Source organism: Thauera butanivorans (assembly GCF_048398245.1).
GTDB classification, from domain to species: domain Bacteria; phylum Pseudomonadota; class Gammaproteobacteria; order Burkholderiales; family Rhodocyclaceae; genus Thauera; species Thauera butanivorans.
Genome location: NZ_CP183038.1, coordinates 4,353,633 through 4,373,417, shown reverse-complemented (window position 1 = coordinate 4,373,417; position 19,785 = coordinate 4,353,633). Strand labels below are relative to the sequence as shown.

At 67.6% G+C, this 19,785-nt stretch carries 14 protein-coding genes; 11 read left to right on the top strand and 3 right to left on the bottom strand.

The genetic code is table 11. The features are described 5' to 3' along the window. Positions 1-236 precede the first annotated feature (236 nt). Both ACNQFN_RS21100 and ACNQFN_RS21095 read left to right on the top strand, forming a co-directional pair. A complete protein-coding gene (locus ACNQFN_RS21100) occupies positions 237-1,916 on the top strand; it encodes an alpha/beta fold hydrolase (RefSeq protein WP_418647475.1) in 1,680 nt (559 codons plus the stop codon). A gap of 194 nt (positions 1,917-2,110) precedes the next feature. Then, positions 2,111-2,938: a peptidylprolyl isomerase gene (locus ACNQFN_RS21095; RefSeq protein ID WP_418647474.1), complete on the top strand. Its 828-nt coding sequence runs from the start codon at positions 2,111-2,113 to the stop codon at positions 2,936-2,938. Positions 2,939-3,294: 356 nt separating this feature from the next. Here ACNQFN_RS21095 and ACNQFN_RS21090 read toward each other — a convergent pair whose 3' ends face one another. Further along, positions 3,295-4,299, bottom strand: coding sequence for an Rpn family recombination-promoting nuclease/putative transposase (locus ACNQFN_RS21090; RefSeq protein ID WP_418648943.1), 1,005 nt, complete (start codon positions 4,297-4,299; stop codon positions 3,295-3,297). 258 nt (positions 4,300-4,557) lie between these two features. Between ACNQFN_RS21090 and ACNQFN_RS21085 the strand changes: the two genes are divergently transcribed. The 5 genes from ACNQFN_RS21085 (at position 4,558) to ACNQFN_RS21065 (ending at position 10,100) form a co-directional block, all read left to right on the top strand. Continuing rightward, positions 4,558-4,860 carry a hypothetical protein gene (locus ACNQFN_RS21085; RefSeq protein WP_418647473.1) on the top strand — a complete coding sequence of 101 codons (303 nt, stop codon included), beginning with the start codon at positions 4,558-4,560 and terminating at the stop codon, positions 4,858-4,860. Positions 4,861-4,935: 75 nt separating this feature from the next. After that, entirely contained in the window at positions 4,936-5,964 is a 1,029-nt protein-coding gene (locus tag ACNQFN_RS21080; protein ID WP_418647472.1) for an Rpn family recombination-promoting nuclease/putative transposase, read from the top strand. Between the two features lie 346 nt (positions 5,965-6,310). After that, positions 6,311-7,093 carry an ABC transporter permease gene (locus ACNQFN_RS21075; RefSeq protein ID WP_418647471.1) on the top strand — a complete coding sequence of 261 codons (783 nt, stop codon included), beginning with the start codon at positions 6,311-6,313 and terminating at the stop codon, positions 7,091-7,093. Next, positions 7,093-8,274 (top strand): ABC transporter ATP-binding protein, encoded by a 1,182-nt coding sequence (locus ACNQFN_RS21070; RefSeq protein ID WP_418647470.1) that lies wholly within the window; start codon positions 7,093-7,095, stop codon positions 8,272-8,274. Before ACNQFN_RS21075 ends, ACNQFN_RS21070 begins: the two co-directional genes overlap by 1 nt. A gap of 8 nt (positions 8,275-8,282) precedes the next feature. Further along, complete coding sequence (locus ACNQFN_RS21065; RefSeq protein WP_418647469.1) at positions 8,283-10,100, top strand: LTA synthase family protein; 1,818 nt, start codon at positions 8,283-8,285, stop codon at positions 10,098-10,100. A gap of 204 nt (positions 10,101-10,304) precedes the next feature. Here the strand turns inward: ACNQFN_RS21065 and ACNQFN_RS21060 are convergent, their stop codons facing one another. After that, on the bottom strand, positions 10,305-11,171 hold the full coding sequence (locus ACNQFN_RS21060) for an SAM-dependent methyltransferase (protein ID WP_418647468.1): 867 nt from the start codon (positions 11,169-11,171) through the stop codon (positions 10,305-10,307). 70 nt (positions 11,172-11,241) lie between these two features. Between ACNQFN_RS21060 and ACNQFN_RS21055 the strand changes: the two genes are divergently transcribed. Genes ACNQFN_RS21055 through ACNQFN_RS21045 form a run of 3 tightly spaced genes read left to right on the top strand, consistent with a single transcriptional unit; the run spans position 11,242 to position 14,032 of the window. Further along, entirely contained in the window at positions 11,242-12,507 is a 1,266-nt protein-coding gene (locus tag ACNQFN_RS21055; RefSeq protein WP_418647467.1) for a class I SAM-dependent methyltransferase, read from the top strand. Positions 12,508-12,510: 3 nt separating this feature from the next. Further along, positions 12,511-13,413: a hypothetical protein gene (locus tag ACNQFN_RS21050; RefSeq protein ID WP_418647466.1), complete on the top strand. Its 903-nt coding sequence runs from the start codon at positions 12,511-12,513 to the stop codon at positions 13,411-13,413. Positions 13,414-13,423: 10 nt separating this feature from the next. Next, positions 13,424-14,032 carry a hypothetical protein gene (locus tag ACNQFN_RS21045; protein ID WP_418647465.1) on the top strand — a complete coding sequence of 203 codons (609 nt, stop codon included), beginning with the start codon at positions 13,424-13,426 and terminating at the stop codon, positions 14,030-14,032. Between the two features lie 29 nt (positions 14,033-14,061). Here the strand turns inward: ACNQFN_RS21045 and ACNQFN_RS21040 are convergent, their stop codons facing one another. Beyond that, positions 14,062-16,506 carry a hypothetical protein gene (locus ACNQFN_RS21040; protein ID WP_418647464.1) on the bottom strand — a complete coding sequence of 815 codons (2,445 nt, stop codon included), beginning with the start codon at positions 16,504-16,506 and terminating at the stop codon, positions 14,062-14,064. A gap of 182 nt (positions 16,507-16,688) precedes the next feature. Between ACNQFN_RS21040 and ACNQFN_RS21035 the strand changes: the two genes are divergently transcribed. Continuing rightward, positions 16,689-19,778, top strand: a complete 3,090-nt coding sequence (locus ACNQFN_RS21035; RefSeq protein ID WP_418648942.1) for a glycosyltransferase — start codon at positions 16,689-16,691, stop codon at positions 19,776-19,778. Positions 19,779-19,785: the final 7 nt, after the last annotated feature.

The following is a 19,785-nucleotide window of genomic DNA, read 5'->3' as shown; positions in this document are numbered from 1 at the left end:
CCCGTGTAACGGCGGGGTTTTCCGCCGGCGGGTGTGACAGGGTTCCTCGCCCGCTTTTTTTATTGCACAATGTTGTGCAAATGCAACGGAAAATGGGCTGTCATGCCATCCTGTTCGATTGTGTTGCGTTACTTCCTGTGCTAAGTTTCGCCTCAGCCAGCGTAATACTGCTATGGGCACGTTGAGCTAAGTTAACTTGGTACGCTGTTCGTTTCGATACAAAAGGAGTTTTGTTAATGAAGAAGAATCTTCTCGCCGCCAGCCTGGCCCTTGCGCTCGGTTCGCTGTCCGGTGCCGCTAGCGCCGCGCTGGAAGTCAACACCAATGGCGTCGGCCAGATCAACGTCCTGCCCTACTACAGCGTGCAAGACAGCTACAACACCCTGATGACCATCACCAACACCGACCTCGAGAACGGCAAGGCGGTCAAGGTCCGCTTCCGCGCCGCCGAGTGGTCGGACGACGCGCTGGACTTCCAGATCTTCCTGTCGCCGGGCGACGTGTGGACCGGTGCCTTCGGCATGGACAACGGCAATCTGGTGCTGAGGACCTCGGACAAGTCGTGCTCGCTGCCGGCCCAGCTGGACGGCCAGCAGTTCACCACCATCCGTGTCGAAGACCGTGACGTGAATCGCCTGAAGGAAGGCTATGTCGAGATCCTCACGATGGCCGACATCCCCTTCCACCTGAACGACGACACTAGCACTGTCGGCGCCGATGGGTCTGCGGTGACCAACATTGCTGCTGATGGCTACAGCGCCGCCAAGTCCAACAACCCGCTGTACAAGGCAATCAAGCATGCCAGCAATGGCGTGCCGACTTGCGACGTGCTGGGTACCTCGCTGGTGGCAAACAACTCGTTCGAATCGCGTCCCGCCACGCCTGCCGATCCTACTACTGCTGTCTCGGGTCAGTGGGGCTGGATGGTCGCTCCGACGAGCAGCCTGACCTCCAGCGCCACCGTGATCGCGGTGCAGGATTCCAAGGCCTTCACCGTTGCCGGTACGGCCATTCGCGGCTTGGCCAGTGACTTCGCCGATGCTGAGTATTTCCGTCAGGCCAACACCACCGTTCAGTTCGGCGGGGGTGTGGCTGTTGACGATGTGACGGCCGACCGTCTGTTCTGGCCGAAGGGCGCCACCTTTGCCACGGAGCTGGGTGCCGGCTATCCGGTTTATCAGTTCGATATGCCCGACCTGAGCACCCCGTTCGATGGTAGTAGCACGCCGGAAGAGTGGCGTGATGACGTCGCGGTCTTGCTGCAAAAGGCTTCGCTCGCTACCGACTACGTCGTCGCCGCCAGCATCGGTGCTTCGACCGACGTCGTGCTGAGCCAGCCGGTCCGCCGCTACTTCTACGACTACACCCTTGTTACCCCGGCGGACGGCCAGGTTAAGGGCGAGCATTACAACCGCGTCATCAATACCGAGCGGTATCTGGTGGGCGGTCAGAATGAGACGCCGTATGCCGAGCTGACGCCTTCCAACCGGGTGCAAGTCGGCGCGCCGACCTTCTTCGATCGTGAAGAGCAGACCTTCGTCTCTTCGGACGACATCGTTGCTTCGCCGCAAGAGCCGAGCGTTGCCGCTCAGTTCTTCCTCGAAGGCGAAACTTCGGTTGTTTCGATCAAGAACGGCGCAGGCACCACCGGTGCCGTCGGTGCCCGTCTGACCAACGTCGACTGGAGCTTTGCCCAGAACTACACCGCGGGTTGGGCTGTGCTGAGCACCGTGGCGCAGGAAAACGGCGCCACCGCCAAGACGATTGCGGATGGCAGCACGCTCGACGGTCACGATGGTGTCCTGGGTAATCGCCTGCCTGTGATCGGCTTCACCGCGATCAACATCTTCAACTCCGGTGCTGGTGCCAACGGTACCAACTACGGCCAGGTTCTGCCGCTGCGCGTGCTGCAGTAAGCTGAAAGTGTGAGTTCGGCGGGTTTCGGCCCGCCGGCTCTCGCAAAACAAAGGCGGGCTTGCCCGCCTTTGTTGTTTTCTGCGTCTCGTAAGAAGAAATTTCCACGGAACGATTGCCCATGTATCCGCTTGCTCTCAGACGCCTGTTTGTCTCTTCCCTGTTTGTGCTGGCCCTGCCTGCCGCTGCCGCGGATGTGGCCGCCTACAATGACCAGCATGTCGATGCCGTCGAACTCGAGGCCGCTTTCGCCACTATGGCGCCGAATCTGCGCGCCGCCGTGCTGGACAAGCCCGACTCCGCGCGCAATTTCGCCACCGACCTGCTGACCCGCCGCGTGCTGGCCGAACGCGCCCGCGCCGACAAGCTCGATGCCGATCCGGTGTTGGCTGCCCGCGCCCGCCAGGCCGCTGACATGGTGTTGCTCGACGCCTGGCTGACCCGCATCGCCGATGCCGCCGCCGACCCCGCCGCCGTTGCCGCACTCGCGCGTGAGGAATACCGTGCCTACCCCGAACGCTTCCGCCGTGGCGACGAAGTCCATGCCCGCCACATCCTGCTGCCGTCCTGTGCCTGCGTCGACGACAAGGGCCGCGCCCAGGCCGAAGCCGTGCTCGCCCGCCTGAAGGCCGGCGAGGACTTCGCCGCGCTGGCCGCCGAGTTTTCCATCGACAAATCCAACGCCGAAAAAGGCGGTGACCTCGGCTTCTTCGGCCGTGGCCGCATGGTCAAGGAATTCGAGGACGCCGCCTTCGCGCTGAAGGAGCCGGGCGAACTGTCCGACCTCGTCGAAACCCGCTTCGGCTACCACATCATCCGCCTCGAAGCCCGCCGCGACGAAGGCCAGCGTACCTTCGACGAAGTCCGTGAGTCCCTCGAAGCCAGTATCGCTGCTCGTCTGAAGAACAAGGCCCGCAACGACTACGTCCTTGCCCTGCATGCCGAGGAAGGCTTCACCATCGACGAGGCCGCCCTCGCCGCCGCCCTCGAAAAGCTCCGCAGCATCGAAGCGCCCGCAAACTGATGGGTTTCGCTACGCTCTACCCATCCTACCCCACCCCCATGGGTAGGATGGGTAGAGCCGCAGGCGAAACCCATCAGCCAGTGAGGTAGCGGCGTAGGATGGGTAGAGCCGTAGGCGAAACCCATCAACCAGCGGGGCAGGATGGATAGAGCCACAGGCGAAACCCATCACTCCAACGAATGGCGAATGGCGCCCCACCGACAGATGTCGCTGCGCTCTGCCTGCGCGGCCCGGCCCATTCGGCACATCCCGCGAGGCTCGCGATTGCCGGTCTGCGTTCAAATGAAAAGCCGCGCAATCAGCCGGCTTCTCCCCGGCTCACTGCGCGGCCTCCCGCATTGCTCCCTGCGGCAGATTCAAGCCTCCGGTCCGATCACCCCTTCCAGGCTCTCCGCCGTCAGCACCGCCTCGATCCAGCCTTCCAGTTGTTCCAGCGGCGCCTGCGCCAACCGCGCCTCCGCCCAGCCGGGTAGGGCGCCGAAACGCAACTTCAACAGGCGGCCCAGCATTCGGGCGGCTTCGCTCTGTTTGCCTTCCTGCCGCCCTTCCTGCCGTCCTTCCTGACGCCCTTCCTGACGCAGCCCTTCCATCCATTCATCGATGCGTTCGGCAAGCATGGTGTCGATCTCCCGCAAATCCTTGGGCATTTGGATAGTCTGGCCCTGATTCAGTTTCGACAGGATAGTGCGCTGGTAGAACACCGTAAAGGCGCGGCGCAGGCTGTCGAAGCCGGAGCCTTTGAGCAGCCGGATCAGCGCCCGGGTCGTCTCGAGGATGACTGGATCATCGGGCAGGTGGGTTTCCAGTTCGATCAGGCGCGCCATCAGATTGTCGGACAGGCGCTTCAACGCCTCTTCCGGCACTCGCCCTTCGTCGAGCAGGTGGTGGCGGAAGCGCGGACTCCAGCGCGCCAGGCTGCCGGGCGCGGCGATCAGGTCTGCGACTTCGACACTGGCTTGCCATCTGGCCTTGCCGTTGTAGATCACCACCGGAAAGACCGGCGGCAGCTTGCCGCCGGGTTCGACCTGTTCGCTCTTGATCAGATCCTGGTACAGCAGGCAGACGTAGGTCAGCAGGCGCAGCGCCATCCACGGGTCGGTCTTGCTCTGGAACTCGATCAGCAGGAACAGATACAGCCATTCCCCCCGCCCATCGGGCAGGTTCAGCCGCACCCGCCACAGGATGTCGTCACTGCGCTGCAGCAGTTCTTCGCTGACGTACTGGCCGTTGGGCTTTTCCAGTGTGGCGAAGTCGACATGGGCCACCCAGTCCTCGTGCACGAAGCCGCGCAGCAGCGCCTCGACCATCGCCGGATGCGAAAAGAGCTGCTTGTACAGGCCGTCATAGGGCGTGGCGGGAATGGCAGAACAGCGTCATCAGATCGGCTGATTATGCCATTGGTGATTCTCCACGCAAATCAGGTGTGCCGGGATGAAGCCGAACCGATGGGTTTCGCTGCGCTCTACCCATCCTACCCAATACGGAACCCGTAGGATGGGTAGAGCCGAAGGCGAAACCCATCGGTTCGCGGGGGCGTCGGCGTTGCGGCGTCTTTGCAGCGCGGCGGCGAGGGCGGCTTCGTCGATGGTGAAGCCTTCCTCGGCCTGCAGGACACCACAATGGACAAGCTGCTGCCAGCTTTCATGCGCGACAGGCGAGCGAAGCGGCACGGCTCTGGGCAAGCCGAGAACAGAGCCGAAAAGCTGGGGCTCGTCACTGACGCGAATGCCTGGCTGGCGACGCGGATGCTGCGCAACCGCCTCGTGCATGAATACGTGGAAGATTTGGCAGAACTGGCCACTGCACTTTCCAAAGCACGCGCCTTGGTTCCGGAGCTGATTCAGTGCCATCAAGCCATCCAGGATTACACCGAGCGCATCATTGGCACGCCTGATCATGCGCAAAGCTCATCTCCCCGATGACAAGAATTTCGCATCCAGGTTTGCGACTGATTTTCTCAATGGCATAATTCAGCCACCCAATGACAATGCGCTAAAATGTCTTCCACCCCCTACGACGGCCTGTACAAGCAGCTCTTCTCGGACCCAGCTATGGTCGAAGCGCTGTTGCGTGGCTTCGTGCATGAGGACTGGGTGGCACAGATCGACTTCGCTACCCTAGAAAAACCCAACGGCCACTACGTCAGCGAAGAGCTCCTGCAGCGCAGCGACGACATCCTGTGGCGCGTTCGCCTGAATTTGCCCGACGGACAGCAGGAATGGCTCTATCTGTACCTGCTGATCGAGTTCCAGAGCAGGACCGACCCGTGGATGGCGCTGCGCCTGCTGACCTACGTCTGCCTGCTGTACCAGGATCTGATCAAGAGCGGACAGGTCGAACCCGGCGGCAAGCTGCCGCCGGTCTTTCCGGTGGTGATCTACAACGGCAAGGCCAGATGGCAAGCAAGTGTCGAAGTCGCAGACCTGATCGCCGCGCCCGGCAGCCTGGCGCGCTGGAGTCCGCGCTTCCGCCACCACCTGCTCGACGAAGGGCGAGTGCCGGAAGAGGCGTTGAAGCGCCTGTCCGACAATCTGATGGCGCGCCTGATCGAACTGGAAACCCACCTGCCCGATGATCCAGTCATCCTCGAGACGACCCGGGCGCTGATCCGGCTGCTCAAAGGCTCCGGCTTCGACAGCCTGCGCCGCGCCTTTACGGTGTTCTACCAGCGCACTATCCTGTCGAAACTGAATCCGGGCCAGACTATCCAAATGCCCAAGGATTTGCGGGAGATCGACACCATGCTTGCTGAACGCATCGACGAATGGCTGGATGGCATCCGCCAGGAAAGCGCACTCAAGGGGAGGCAGCAGGGGCGCGAGGAAGGACGCCAGGAAGGGCGTCAGGAAGGAAAGCAGACCGAAGCTGCGCGGATGTTGAGCCGTCTGCTGCGGCTGCGTTTTGGCGCATTGCCCGATTGGGCGGAGGTACGGCTGGCATCGGCACCGCTGGAACAGTTGGAAGGCTGGATCGAGGCGGTGCTGACGGTGGAGAGCCTGGAAGGGGTGATCGGGCCGGAGGGCTGAGGCTGTGGCCAGGTGGGCGGAGGGGCCGCTGCGGCATCTCCGCCATGGGGTGATGGGTTTCGCTGCGCTCTGCCCATCCTACCCAATACGGAACCCGTGGAACCCGTAGGATGGGTAGAGCCGAAGGCGAAACCCATCGCGCGCCCCCGGCTCCATCACGCCGGCTTCCATCGCCCTGCCGCGCCGAAACCCGGCTGTTTTTTGTACAATTCCGCCTTTCCCGCCGGATTCCCCCTCATGTACCCGTGTTCCGTCTCCAAAGAGTGCGTACCGCCGTGTCCAGTTTCTCTGGCCTGCGTAGTGGCGCCTGTGCCGGCACGGCGCGCTGATTAGGGGGCGCACCGCCTTGTTCCGTTCCGTATGGCGCCGCCGCAGCCTGCTGCTGGGTTTTCTGCGCCGCGAACTGAGTACGCGCTATGCCGGCACGATGGGCGGCGCGCTGTGGGCTTTCATCCAGCCGGTGCTGCTGCTGGCGATCTACGCTTTCGTCTTCCGCCTGGTGTTCCGCGTGCAGCTGCCCGACCTCGGTGGCAACAGCTACGTCACCGTTGTGGCCTGCGCGTTGTGGCCGTGGATGGCGTTCCAGGAAGGGGTGCAGCGCGGCACGGTGGCGGTGGTGAACAATGCCGACCTGGTGCGCAAGGTGGCTTTCCCGCGCGAATTGCTGGTGATGGCGGCGGTGGCGGGCAGTTTCGCCGTGCATCTGGCCGGTTTCGGCGTGGTGCTGGCGGCGCTGTCGCTGTGGGGCGAGAACCTGCACTTGGCGACGCTGCCGCTGGTGCTGGCGGGTTGGGCCGTGCTGGCCGTGCTGGCGCTGGCCCTGGCGCTGCTGACTTCGGGCATGCAGGTGGTGCTGAAGGACGTCGATCACATGCTCGGCCCGTTGTTCATGCTGGGCTTTTATGCCACCCCGGTGCTGTATCCGATGAGCATGGTGCCGGAGGCTTTCGCACCGTGGATGGGGTTGAATCCGATGATGCATGCGCTGGAGCCGCTGCGTGCGGCCCTGTTGCAGGGCCAGTGGCAGATCGCTTCCTTGCTCGGCATGGCGCTGCTGGCGCTGCTGCTGCTGTGGGCCGGGCGCTGGGTGTTCACCCGCCTGTCCGCCCGCTTCGAGGATTTCCTGTGATGGCGGACGAGGTGCTGATCCGCCTGCGCGGCGTGTGCAAGCAGTATCCGATGGAGACGGGCGGAAGCGGGCGCCTGCGCACCATCGCGCGCCTGCTGGCCGGCCGCGCCTATGCCAACCCTTTCCACGCCCTGCGCGACGTCGACCTGGAGGTGCGGCGCGGCGAATCGCTGGGCCTGGTGGGCGCCAATGGCGCAGGCAAGTCGACGCTGCTGAAGACGATTGCCGGCGTGGTGCGCCCCAGCAGCGGCAGCGTGTACATCAATGGCCGCGTGTCGGCCCTGCTGGAGCTGGGTGCAGGCTTCCACCCCGAATACACCGGGCGGCAGAACGTGTTCCTGGCCGCGTCGCTGATGGGGCTGGGGGACGACGAGATCCGTGCGCGGCTGGACGACATGCTGGCCTTTGCCGACATCGGCGAGCACATCGATCAGCCGATCAAGCATTATTCGTCCGGGATGGTGGTGCGCCTGGGGTTCGCGGTGGCGACCTGCGTGCGGCCCGACATCCTGATCACCGACGAGGTGCTGGCGGTGGGCGACGAGTCCTTCCAGCGCAAGTGCTCGGCCTGGATGGAGGATTACCTGGGCGAGGGCGGCACCTTGCTGTTGTGTTCGCATAGCATGTTCCACATCGACAAGCTGTGCAGCAAGGCGGCCTGGGTGCATGAGGGCGCGATCCGTGCCTATGGCGAGGCCCAGGCCGTGACGCGCGATTACCTGTGCTGGCACGAGGCGCGCCTGGCGCAGGCCCGGCCCGGCGTGGGAATGCAGGCCGCGGGGCTGCACGCGGTGCGCTCGCTGCGGCTCAATGGCGTCGACGACTCCGAACTGGCCTTGCCCATGCATGGCCGCCTGGTGGTGAGTGGCACGGTGTTCGCCCCGGATGGCCGTCCGCCGGTGGTGGCCGTCGGTTTCGTGCGTGCCGACGGTTCGTCCATCTACGGCCTGTCGTCCGACATGGACGGCCACGTGCTGCGCGCGCTGGGCGGCAATCTGTTCGCGTTCTCGCTCGAGATTCCCGACCTGCCCTTGCTGCCCGGCCGTTATACCGTGCGCGGCCATGCGATGGATGCCGAGGGCCTGCGCCTGTTCGACGAAGTGTCGCGCTCGCTGGTGGTGACCGGGCAGACGCGCGAGATGGGTTTGTGCCGCCTGCCGCACAGGTGGCTGGAAGAATGAGGTTGAAGATGCGTGCATGGCCCGTGCTGCGGGAAATCGTCGGCTGGCTGCTGCTGGGCGGCGCCGTCGGTCTGGTGTTCGTGCTGCTTGCGGCGCGTGTGGAGCATGTGGGCCAGGCCTTCGGCGGGGCGGTGGGGTGCAACGGCTGTTTCGATCGCAGCCTGGTGGTGCACGACATGAGCTATCTGTCGGGCGTGCTGCTGCTGCTGCTGCTGGGTTTCCGCCTCCGCTACCGCTCGCTGGCGCTGGTGCTGCGCCTGCTGGCGCTGTTCGGCCTGCTGGTGTATGCGGTGGATATCGCCGTGTTCCGCGAGTTTTTTGCCCGCCTGCGCTTTGGCGACGTCATGCAGTTCGGCGCCGACCCGGCGCTGCTGAAGAAGCATGTGGAGAACACCGGCCTGGCCGGCAAGGCGGTGTGGCTGGCGGCGGGCAGCGCGGGGGTGCTGCTGCTGCTGATGCTGTCGTGGCCGTCGCTGCGCGGCCTGGGCGGCCGCGTGGGCATGGCGCTGATGGCGCTGCCGGTGGCGGGTGTGGTCGCCGGGCAGGTGGTCTTTCCCGGCCAGTACGTGCATGACTGGGGTTTGCGCAATGTGCTGGCGGAGAACCTGAATACCGGCGTTGCCCGGCCGTATGGCGAGGAGACGGTGCGGGCGGTGCTGTCCGCGCCGGCGCCCGCGCTGCAGTGCAGCCCGGGGCGCGGGGAGCGCGACGACCTTATCGTGCTGGTGCTGGAGTCGTGGTCGCCTTACCAGAGCGCCTTGTTCGGCGGGCTCAACGACTGGACGCCGGAACTGGATGCGATCGCTCGCGACAATGCCTGGTTCTCACGCATGCAGGCGTCGGGCTTCACCACCAACGAGGGCTTGATGGCGCTGCTGGCGGGGAAGGAGCTGGTTTCGCCGGTGAAACCGTTTTTCCATTCCGGTCCATTCGAGACGGCCTGGGGGCTGGAGCGCACCCTGCCGCGCCTGCTGGGTGCCCGCGGTTACCATGCGTCCTTCCTGACGACCGGCAACCTGGCTTTCACGCGCAAGGGCGAGTGGGCGCGCGACGTCGGCTTCCACTATGTGGAAGGCCACGACCACCCGGCCTATGACGGCTTGCCGAGGCTGCATTTCGAAGCCGCGCCGGACGAGGCCTTGTACCGCCGGGTGCTGGCGCACCTGGACGAGCTGGAAGAGGGGCCGGAGCGCCAGCCGTACCTGGTGGTGATCGAAACGGTGTCGTCCCACCATCCGCATGTCCACCCCCACACCGGTGCGCGCGATGCGGAATCCGTGTTCCGCTACACCGACGCGCAGGCGGCGGCCTTCTACCGTGCCTTGCAGGCACGGGGTTACTTCGAGCACGGGAGCCTGCTGGTGGTCAGCGACCATCGCGCGATGGTGCCGGTGGGCGTGGCCGAGCGCCAGTTGCTGGGCCGCGCGGTGTTGTCGCGGATTCCGGCCTTCTGGGCGGGCAAGGGCGTGACGCCCGGTGAGGTGGGCCTGCCTTTCCACCAGGCCGATCTGCTGGATACGCTCGACAGGGCGACGGCCGACGAGTTCTGCGGCCGGCATGGCGTGCGCGACATGCTGGTGCCGGAACAGAGCCAGCCCCGCTGCCTGTACCACGCCCGCGGCGATACCCGCGACCTGGTGGATGTGTTCTGCCCCGATGGCGAAGGGACGATACGCCTGCGCGGCGACGAGACCGGCATGGAGAGCGCGGAGGGCCTGGGGCAGGCCCGTTCGCGGGAGGTGGTCGATGCGCTCAATCGCTATCGCATCCTGAGCGACCGCCACCAGGACGAGTGGGTGCGGCAGGCGGCCCGGGCAGGAGAGTGAGGGCCGCCCAGGGCGGGTGATGCGGCGGGTGCGGGGTGATGGTGCGAGGGGGGATGGCGCCAAGGGGGATGGCTGTCGTGGTCAGGCGCGAGGTTTTGCGTGATGGGTTTCGCTCCGCTCTACCCATCCTACCCGTCGGCCAGAGGTAGGATGGGTAGCCAGAGGTAGGATGGGTAGAGCGTCAGCGAAACCCATCACCCCCCATCACCTCCGCTGAATGACCCAGGCGTCCTGCCGGCTCCAGAAGAGCGCCGGAACGTGCTCCACCCGGGCCGGCTTTTCCGCCAGGCCGTCGATGGCGGCGCGGACGTAGGCCGGAGAGGTGAAGGTGTTGCCATACAGGCTGGGGTCGAGCAGCGAGGATTCGCTGCTGCCGATGAAGTGGTAGCCCTCCGGCGGCAGTTCGAGGCCGACGAGGTTGGCGCAGAATTCGCCGTGCGTGGTGATGATGAGCATGCCGCCCGGTGCGAGCGCGCGATGGAGGCGTGCCAGCCAGCGTTGCCACAGGCCGTCGGGCAGGTGGCTGAACAGCGAGAGCACGAAGATGGTGTCGTATTCGCCCTGGGTGTCGAGGTCTTCGGGCTCGGCGCAGGAGGGGAAGCCCCGGACGCCGAAGGTCTGGCACAGGAATTCGGTGCTGCCGGGCAGGATGTCCGAGACGGCGAGGCTGCCGGGCGGGAGGGCCTTGACCAGATGGCGGGTGAAGCGGCCGTGGCCGCTGGCGAATTCGAGAAAACGCGGCGTGGCGCCGAGCTTGCGATCGAGCCTTTCGTGCAGCTCGCGCAGCTCGGCCAGGGTGCGCCAGCCGTCGGCGAGGTAGTCGCGCACCGGGTTGGTCGAGCTTGGGTGGCTGGCAAAGAAGCGGAAGATGTCGTCGTCCGGGTGGATGCGGCCTTCCAGGCCGAAGGCGTGGCCGAGGGCGCCGTCCAGCCTGTGTTCTTCGAGCAGGTTCTGCGCATCCAGGTTGCCGGGTTCCAGCCGCTGGACGGCTTGCAGACAGGCGGCGGCCTGGCTGCGCTGGCCGTCGGCGAGCAGTGTGCGGGCGGCGTCGAGGAGTTGGGCGGTGGTCATGTGAGAGGTGCCGCGGCAGGGCAAATGCGGGATTGTAGTAGCATTGCCGGCCATGGTGCGGGGAGTGCGAATGCTGCGGGTGTGTGAAGAGGTCGTGGCGGAAGGCCGCGTGATGTGCTGGCATCTGCCCGGCGGCGAGGAGCGCCGTTTTCCGTTGACCGGCGACGAGGTGGCGCTGCGCGCGTGCTTCGCCCCGTTCGAGCCCTTGCGCCAGTTCGTCGGCATCCTGCTGGGCGCGAGGCCGCGCGGCGTGGAGGTGGATGCCTTGTCGGGCGTGTCGGCGGAGCTTGCGCGGGTGGCGCTGGCCTTGGGGTTCGAGGTGGCGGTGCGCTGGCCCGAGCTTGCACGGGTGGCGCGGGACGCGGCTTCGCTGCGCTGGCTGGGCGGCCTGCTGGGGGCGGCGTCGCGTTGCCTGCCGCCTCTAAACGATGCCGACGAAGCAGCCTTGCGCGCCCTGCTGCCGGGCCTGCCCGCCTGCGTGGCGCTGCGCAGCGCGCCGGCGGGACAGGCATCATCCGCCGCCGCGCCCTTGCCCGCAGAGGGTTTCGGCTACGAGGCCTATGCGTTCGGCAACCGGGACCATGCCCTGCTGCTGGCGATGCAGGAGCGTTATGCGGCGCATTTCGCGGGCTGCGGGCGGGTGCTGGATCTGGGCTGCGGGACGGGCGTGTTTCTGGAGGTGCTGGCGCGGCAGGGGCTGGCAGCGACCGGCGTGGAGCGTAATGCGATGAGCGCGCGCTTTGCGCGCAGCCTGGGCCACGAGGTGGTCGAGGCGGATGCACTGGATTTCCTCGCCGGGCAGGATGCGTGCTGGGACGGGGTGTATTGCTCGCATTTCATCGAACATCTGCCGGTGCAGGCGGCGGAACTGCTGCTGCGCCGCACGGCCGCCGCCCTGCGCCCGGGCGGGCTGGCGGTGTTCGTGTTTCCCGACCCGGAGTCGATCCGCAGCCAGTTGCTGGGTTTCTGGCGCGATCCCGAGCATGTGCGCTTCTACCATCCTGACCTGGTTACGGTGATGGCCGCGGCTTGCGGGCTGGTGCTGGAGTACGATGGCCAGCGTGTACCGGGGCGCCGCGTGGTGCCCTTCAGCCTGGAGCCGCCGCTGGACGGGGCCGCCCCGCAGCCGGTGGCGCCCGCCGGCTGGCGACGCCGGCTGCTGGCCAGGCTGGGGCTGGCGACACGGAGCGAGCTGCAGGCCGAGCGCTTGCGCGTGGATGCGCTGGAGCAGGCGGTGCGCCGCTTGTGGGAGGTCAACCAGACCTGGGCCTGGGATGACAATGCGTTGCTGTGTTTCCGCAAGCCATTGCCGGCGGAGACGGGCGGAGCGGGGTGAGGAATGCTGGATGCGTTGATGCGCCGCATGCTCGGCAGGCGGCGGGAGCCGGAAGTGCCCCCGGCCTGGCGGGTGCCGGTGCTGTGCTATCACAGTTGGACGATGGAAGGGGCCGAGTACCAGGGCAACGACCATGTGGCGCTGGAGGCGGACCTGGCCTGGCTTGCGCAGCACGGGTATGCCGTGCTGCCCCTGCCCATGCTGGTGGAGGTGCTGCGCGGCGAGCGGCCGGGCAGCGAACTGGCCGGCCGCAGGCTGGTGGGGCTGAGCTTCGACGACGGGCGCGACCATGACTACCGCGACCTGCCGGGTGCGGACGGTGTGCTCGTGCCGTCGATGCATACGGTGCTGAACCGGGCGCGGATCGAGGTGCTGGGAACGGGGCCGATGGCGGTGTCCTTCGTGCTGGCATCGGCAGAGGCGCGCAAGGGGCTGGACGCGGCCTGCGGTTCGGGCCGGGGGGAGTGGGAGGACGACTGGTGGGCGCCCTGTGCGGCGGGCAAGGTGCTGGGTATCGGCAATCATGGCTGGGACCATGTGCATGACACGCTGGAGACCGTGCGCCAGCGCGACAACCTCAAGGGTTCCTTCTTCCATGTGAATACCTTCGGGGACGCCGAGGGGCAGATCGCCGAAGCACAGGCCGAGATCGACCGCCTGTGCGGTGGGCGGGCCCTGCCGCTGTTCGCCTATCCTTACGGCCATGTGCCGCCCTATGTGCGCGACGAGTATCTGCCGGAGCATGGCGCGCGCGTCGGGGTGCGCGCGGCTTTCGGCACCGGAGGCGCGGCGGTGGATGCCGCTTCGCCGCTGTGGGACATTCCGCGCTTCGTGTGCGGCTGGCACTGGCGCACCCCGGCCGAATTCGCGGCCTTGCTGGATGCGGTGGAGCGCGGGGAAAGATGAGGCGGACAGGATGAACTGGTGGACACGCGTGGGCAGGCTGCTGCCCGGAACCCGGGAGGAGGCGGCTTCTGCCGTCGAGCCCCTTCCTGCCGCGGCGGCACCTTCGCCGGCCGTGCCGGCACGGGATCTCGATGCGCTGTTCCGGGTGGTGGAAGTGGCCGATGCCGATTTCCTGGTCGGCGACCTGTTCCGGCGCCGCTTCGGAACGGATTCGTTTCCTTCCACACCGAAGCATTTCGTCGCTTTCTACAGGGACGACGCGGGCGGGCTGCTGCCGCTGGGCTATGTGCACTTCGAAATCTGGGAGGCGCAGGCGATGGGGGGCGGCCTGGTCATCGACGAGCGGCTCTACAGGCGCGTCCCGGCATCCGACCGGGATGTGATCCGTGCCAGGGGCGGGGTGGCGGAGCTGCTGCTGGGCGCCAGCATCGCGCTGCTGCCCCGGGACCTGATCGGCATCTGGGGCTATGTCGGTAACAAACAGGCGGAGAAGGTCGATCTGCGGGTCGGTTTCCGCCATACCGGCGTGCCGCACGTGATGGTGATCTGGCGCAACGAGCCGGATGATGCGGGCAAGGCGCACTGGCTGCAGCGGGTGGTGGAGTACGGTCCGTTCTAGCGGGCGCCACCGGTGGCGCCCGCTTGCCTTCAGCCGTCTGTGCCGGTGAGGTGCAGGGGAATCGCCGGGGCAGGGCAGAGCTGGATCAGGCCGCCGTCTTCATGCGCGACGCGCAAGGTGTAGTCGCCGCGCAGGCTGCGAAGATCGGCGGCGACGATGTAGCCGCTGTCCGCGAGTTGCGGATGCTCGAAATAGGCGGCGATGTCGGGCCGGGGGTCGGGCTGGGTCGGCAGGCGAAGATGCTGTCCGGATGCGTCGGTGAGGATGAGCTGGATGCCGTGCGCCGGCTCGCCGAGCGGGGCCGAGCGGGCCAGCCAGCCGGAGGCGTGCAGCAGGCCATCCACGATCTGTGCGGCATGCGGGCGCATGCCGTTGAGGCGGCCGAGGTTGCCGTCGCAGTGCGCGGCATCCTGGATGCGCAGATGTGCCGGCAGCGGCTGCGGCATGGCCAGGCCGGGCAGTTGCGGCATGGCTGCCGTGGCCGGCAGTGCCAGCGGCGTGAGTTCGATGTCGAAGCTTTCCTGCCACAGGCGCGTGTCGCCATTCAGTGTGATGGCCTTGACGCCGAGACCCGCGGGTAGCTGCCTGCGGTCGTAGAGGCGGGCGAAGTCGGCGGCGCTGCCGATGAAGGGGGACAGCAGGAAACCGGCCTGCGCCATGCCGGCGACGAAGCGGTAGTCGCGTGTGCTGCCGTTGTGCAGTTCGAGGGTGATGCGCAGTGGAGGCGTCTTGTACAGCGTGCCGATGATCCGCCCGGCGAGCTTGGGCCGGGTGTGGATCCGTGCGAACAGCGGCGCACCGCCATCGGGCAGTTCGATACGCTGGCCCAGCCTGTGATGCCCGGCAGGCGGCGGGGCGGTGGGGGTGGATGCGGCTTGCCGTGTCTTCTTCAGCAGCAGATAGCCGTTGTCGAATCCTGCCGGGGCGTAGTGCGTGAGCAAGGCTGGCCAGCTCGGGCCGTCTTCGAGTGCGGGCAGGCGGTCGTCGATGGGTTCGAGGCGCAGCAGGATATTGTCCGGAGCCCGTTCGCCGGTGAGGTGTTGGCGGTTGAGTTCGGCGAGTGCCGGCGTGTAGACGGTGTAGCTCTGGAAGACCGGGCGGGGGTTCCATTGGTTGCCGGAGGCGATCAGCCGGGTCTGGCGGAAGGAATAGATGTCGGTGCTGCCGGGCAACTGTGGCAGGCTGGCGTGGGCAGCGATGGCGGCGATGCGTTCGGCGTGGCGTTCGGCGAGGCCCGGGCCGCTGCCGAGGCGGAGGGCGAGGCCATGCGCGGCTTCCCCGTAGGTGGCGCGGACGCTGTGGACGAAATGACGGGCACCGGCCGCGAGGGTGAGCCGGGCCGCGGCTGCCCATTCGCCGGTTTCGAGCTGCTTTTGCAGCAGCAGCCTGTCGGCCATGACGAAAGTGGGCGGGATGAGTGCGAAGCTGGCGCGGGGGATGGCGTGGTGCACGCTGCTGCCGAGCCAGGCCAGGAGGCTGGCGAGCACGAGCGCGAGGGCCGTGCGCGAAGGCGTCAGAAGGTAGACCAGCAGCGCGGCGAGCACGAGATGGCAGGCTGCGAGCAGGGCGTGGCCGACGTGGCCGTCATGGCGGACGAAACCGCCCTTGAAGGCAAGGAAGGCGGCGGCGGCGAAGGCCAGGACGAAACAGGCGGCGGCGAGGCCGTGTTTTCTTTCATTGATGGCCAGGCATGCGGTCAGTGCGCCGGCGATGAGAAGGTAGAGCACGGCCTCGGGCAGCGGTCCCGATGAGGACATGGCCTCGGTGTAGCCCGAGATGATGGGCAGGAGGGTGGTGAAGTAGTCGGGCAGGGCGGCCACGGGCAGGCCGGCGAGGCTCCAGCACAGCACGAGGCTCAGCAAGGGGGCGAGCAGGACGGTCAGCGCGGCACGCATCTGGCGCCGGGCGAGGAAGAGGGCGATGCTCAGCGCTTGCGTGACCAGGCAGGCGACGAGCATCGAGCCTTTGACGAGGATCAGCAGCCCGAACGGAGCGTAGGCCAGGGTGAGCGCGGCGAGTGTGGCGGGCGCCTGCAGGCTGTCGCGCGTGCCGCGGCGGATGAGGTCGTAGGCGTAGGCACCCGCCAGCAGCGGGATGAAGAGCAGCAGGGCGTCGCGCGAGTAGGCGATGCCGGCGAACACGGCGAGCACCAGCAGGTATTGCGGCCAGGTGGCCCGCCTGCATAGCTGCTGCAGCACGAAGGCGAAGGACAGGGCGAGGAAGAGCGAACCCCAGAGCATGCCGGCGTCGGTGGCCGGGTGGTAGTTCCGGGTGTAGATGGCAGCGTAGGGGCCGAGGGTGAATACGATGTCGCGCCCCGGGACCAGCCCTTCGGCGAGGGCGGTGTTCATGCCGAGCATCCACGATTCGTCGAGCCCGTCGCGTGCCAGTGTGGGCAGGAAAGGTACGAAGATGCAGGCCGCGGTCAGGAGCAGAGCGAGGTGCAGGAGCGCGCGGGCGAGGCGGGATGGCATGAAACGGCGAGGGCGGGAGGTGCGGCGCAGTGTATAGAAGGCCCGCCGGGCTGTCGATCAGGGAGCCGCGGGCCGTCAGCCTGACATGGGCGAGTATCATTACGGGTTTGCCACTGGAGCGCGGGCGGTCACCGTGCGTCGCGGGGTGGGCGGTCTGCGGGAGAAGGCGAATCTTGATCGATGTGATTGTCCCGGTGTACGCCGGCGAGGCGTTCGTGCGGCGTTGCCTGGAGGCGGTGTTCGCCGGTGGCGGCGCCGCGCATGAGCTGGTGGTGGTGGATGATCACTCGCCGGAGCCGGCGCTGTCCGCATGGCTGGACGAATTGGCGGCTGCCGGACGCATCACCTTGCTGCGCAACGGGCGCAACCTGGGTTTCACCGGCTCGGTGAACCGGGCGCTGGCCATGCACCCGGAGCGTGACGTGGTGCTGCTCAACAGCGATACCGAGGTGGCGGGCGACTGGCTGGCGCGCCTGCTGCGCTGCGCGGCGGCGTATCCGGATGCGGGAACGATCACGCCTTTTTCCAACAACGCGACGATTTGCTCCTACCCTTTCGAGGGCTGGACGGGGGAACTGCCGGGCACCCTGGGGCTGGCGGGGCTCGATGCCTTGTTCGCCCGCACTTTGCCGGGCGTGGCAGCCGACCTGCCGACCGGGGTGGGGTTCTGCATGTTCCTGCGGCGTGCCTGCCTCGACCGGGTCGGGGTGCTGGACGAGGCGGCTTTCGGCAGGGGCTACGGCGAGGAGAATGATCTGTGCCGCCGCGCGGTGAAGGCTGGCTGGCGCAATCTGCTGTGTGCGGATGTCTTCGTCTACCACAAGGGGGGCGTGAGTTTCGGCCCGGGGCGGGAGGCGCTGATGGCTGCGGGTGCCGCGGCCTTGCGCCGCCTGCATCCGGAATATGACGAGCTGGTGCGTGCCTTCATCGCCGCCGACCCGCTGCGGCCGCTGCGCGACGCGGTGGATGCCGCGCGCGTGGCGCTGGGCGGGGCGGAAGAAGCGGCCTTGCGCGCCGAGCGGGCCGCCGAGCCGGTACGCGGCGCCTTGCCGCCGATGGCGCCGCGTGTGCTGCGCAGTTATGCGGGGATGGAGCGCTGCCCGGCGGGGGCGGCGCCCTTGCCGGCAGCGGATGAAAGGCCGGTGTGGCTGCACCTGCTGCATGGCTGGGGGGGCGGCACGGAGCGCTGGGTGCGCGATATGGCGGCGGCGGATACGCAGGCGCGGCATCTGTGCCTGCGCTCGCGCACCGGGCGTAATGAGGCCGGGGTGCGGCTGGAACTGCTGGAACCCGGGGTTTCCGATGCCGCGCTGCTGGCCTGGGATCTCGACGAGCCGATCGCTTTCTGTGCCGTGAGCCATGCCGGGTGGCGGGCGGTGTTCGATGCGGTGCTGGATGCCTGCGCGGTGCAGGTGGTGGTGGTGTCGTCCCTGGTCGGGCATTCGCTGGAAGCGTTCGATGGCGGCAGGCCGGCGGTGCTGGTGATGCACGACCTGTTTCCGTTCTGCCCGGCCCTGTTCGGCTGGTACGACGGAGCCTGCGTGGAATGCGATGGTGCGCGCATGGCCCGCTGCTTCGACGGCAACCGCTTGAACATGTTCTGGCATCAGGCTTCGCCGCAGGCGTGGCTGGCGCTGCGCGAGGCCTTTGCGCGGGCTCTGGCGGGGCAGAACGTGACGGTGGCCGCGCCGACCCGCTCGGTGTTCGAACGTTACCGGACCCTGCTGCCCGAGCTGGCGGACAAGCCCTGGCACCTGGTGCCGCATGGCCTGGCGCTGTGTCCGCCTCCGCTCGTGCCACGGAGCATGCCGGAGCGGGGGGCAGGGAGGCGCTTGAGGGTGGTGATACCGGGGCGCCTGTCGCCGCACAAGGGCCTGGGCCTGGTGCGTGAGCTGCTGCCCGGGCTGGCGGGCTTTGCCGATGTGCTGCTGCTGGGCAGCGGCGACGCCGGGCCGGCTTTCGCCCATCTGCCGCACGTGCGTGTGGTGACCGAATACGGGCCGATGCAGATGGCGGCGCACGTGGCGGCATTCGGCGCCGATTGCGCCTTGCTGCCGGCGGTGTTGCCGGAGTCCTTCAGCTATACCCTGAGCGAGATGCAGGCACTGGCGGTGCCGGCGGTGGCGACCGGGCTGGGCGCATTCGCCGAGCGCATCGAGGACGGGGTGAGCGGATGGCTGGTGCCGCCGAGCGCGCCGGCGATGCTCGAAACCCTGCGTGCGCTGGCGGCCGAGCCGCAGCGCGTGGCGGACGCGGCGGCCCTGCTGCGCGGGCGTCCGGTGAGGACGGCGGCGCAGATGGCGGCCGACTACCATGCCTTGCTGCCGATCCCGGTCCCGGCGCCGGGGCGGGGGCGGGGGCGGGGGGCGCCGGCCTTGTTGTGGCAGGCATTCGCGGGGGTGCGCGAGGCGCGCGCCTGGCTGGATTTCCGCGTGCGGGAGCTGGATGAGGTGCACCGGACATGGCAGGCCGCCGATGCCGGGGTGCGCGGCCACGTCGAGACCCTGGAGGGAGCACTGGCCGCGGCGCGTGCCGAAGCCGGGGCCTTGCGCCAGCGCCTGGACCGGGCCGAGGAGGAGACAAGGGCGTTGCGGGCGTCGACTTCGTGGCGTCTGACCACACCGCTGCGTGCGCTGGCGGAAGCCTTGCGCCGTGCGCGCGGCCCGGCGCCGGCGCGGGCCGGCGCCGAGGGGGATGCGCCGCCCGCGCGTGCTGTCGCGGGCGAGGCGCGCGCGGAACGCGGCGCCGTGGGCGACTGGCAAGGGCGTTGGGCCGGCGCGCTCGGCGGTGGCGAGGCGGCCCGGCGGCGGCGTGCCGAACTGCGCCATGCCTGCCGCGATGCCCTGGGGGTGCCGGATGCGGCCCGCCTGGTGGTCGGCATGGGCGGCGGCAAGGGGGAGGAAGGCCTCGTGAACTTTGCTCGCGCGGCGGAGTCGGTGGCGGCGGTGCGCAATGGCGTGGTCTTCGTGTGGCTGGGTGTGCCGGATGCCGCCTGGGCCGAGGCCGCGGGCGACGTGCTGCGCCTGCCGCTGGCCGGGCGTCATCTGTTCATGCGCGAGAAGGGGGATTTCGAACGCTGGCTGCTGGCCGCCGATGCGTATTTCAGCTGTCCGGGGCCGGATGGCCGGGATGGCGGTGTTGCCGAGGCCGCGGCTTGCGGACTGCCGGTGCTCGTCGCGAATGCTGCCGGAGAGGCGTGCCTGCATGATGTGGAGGCCTTGCTGGCGACGCTTGCGCAAGGGGCCGAGGATGGCTGTGATGGGCAGGCTTGATGCGGGA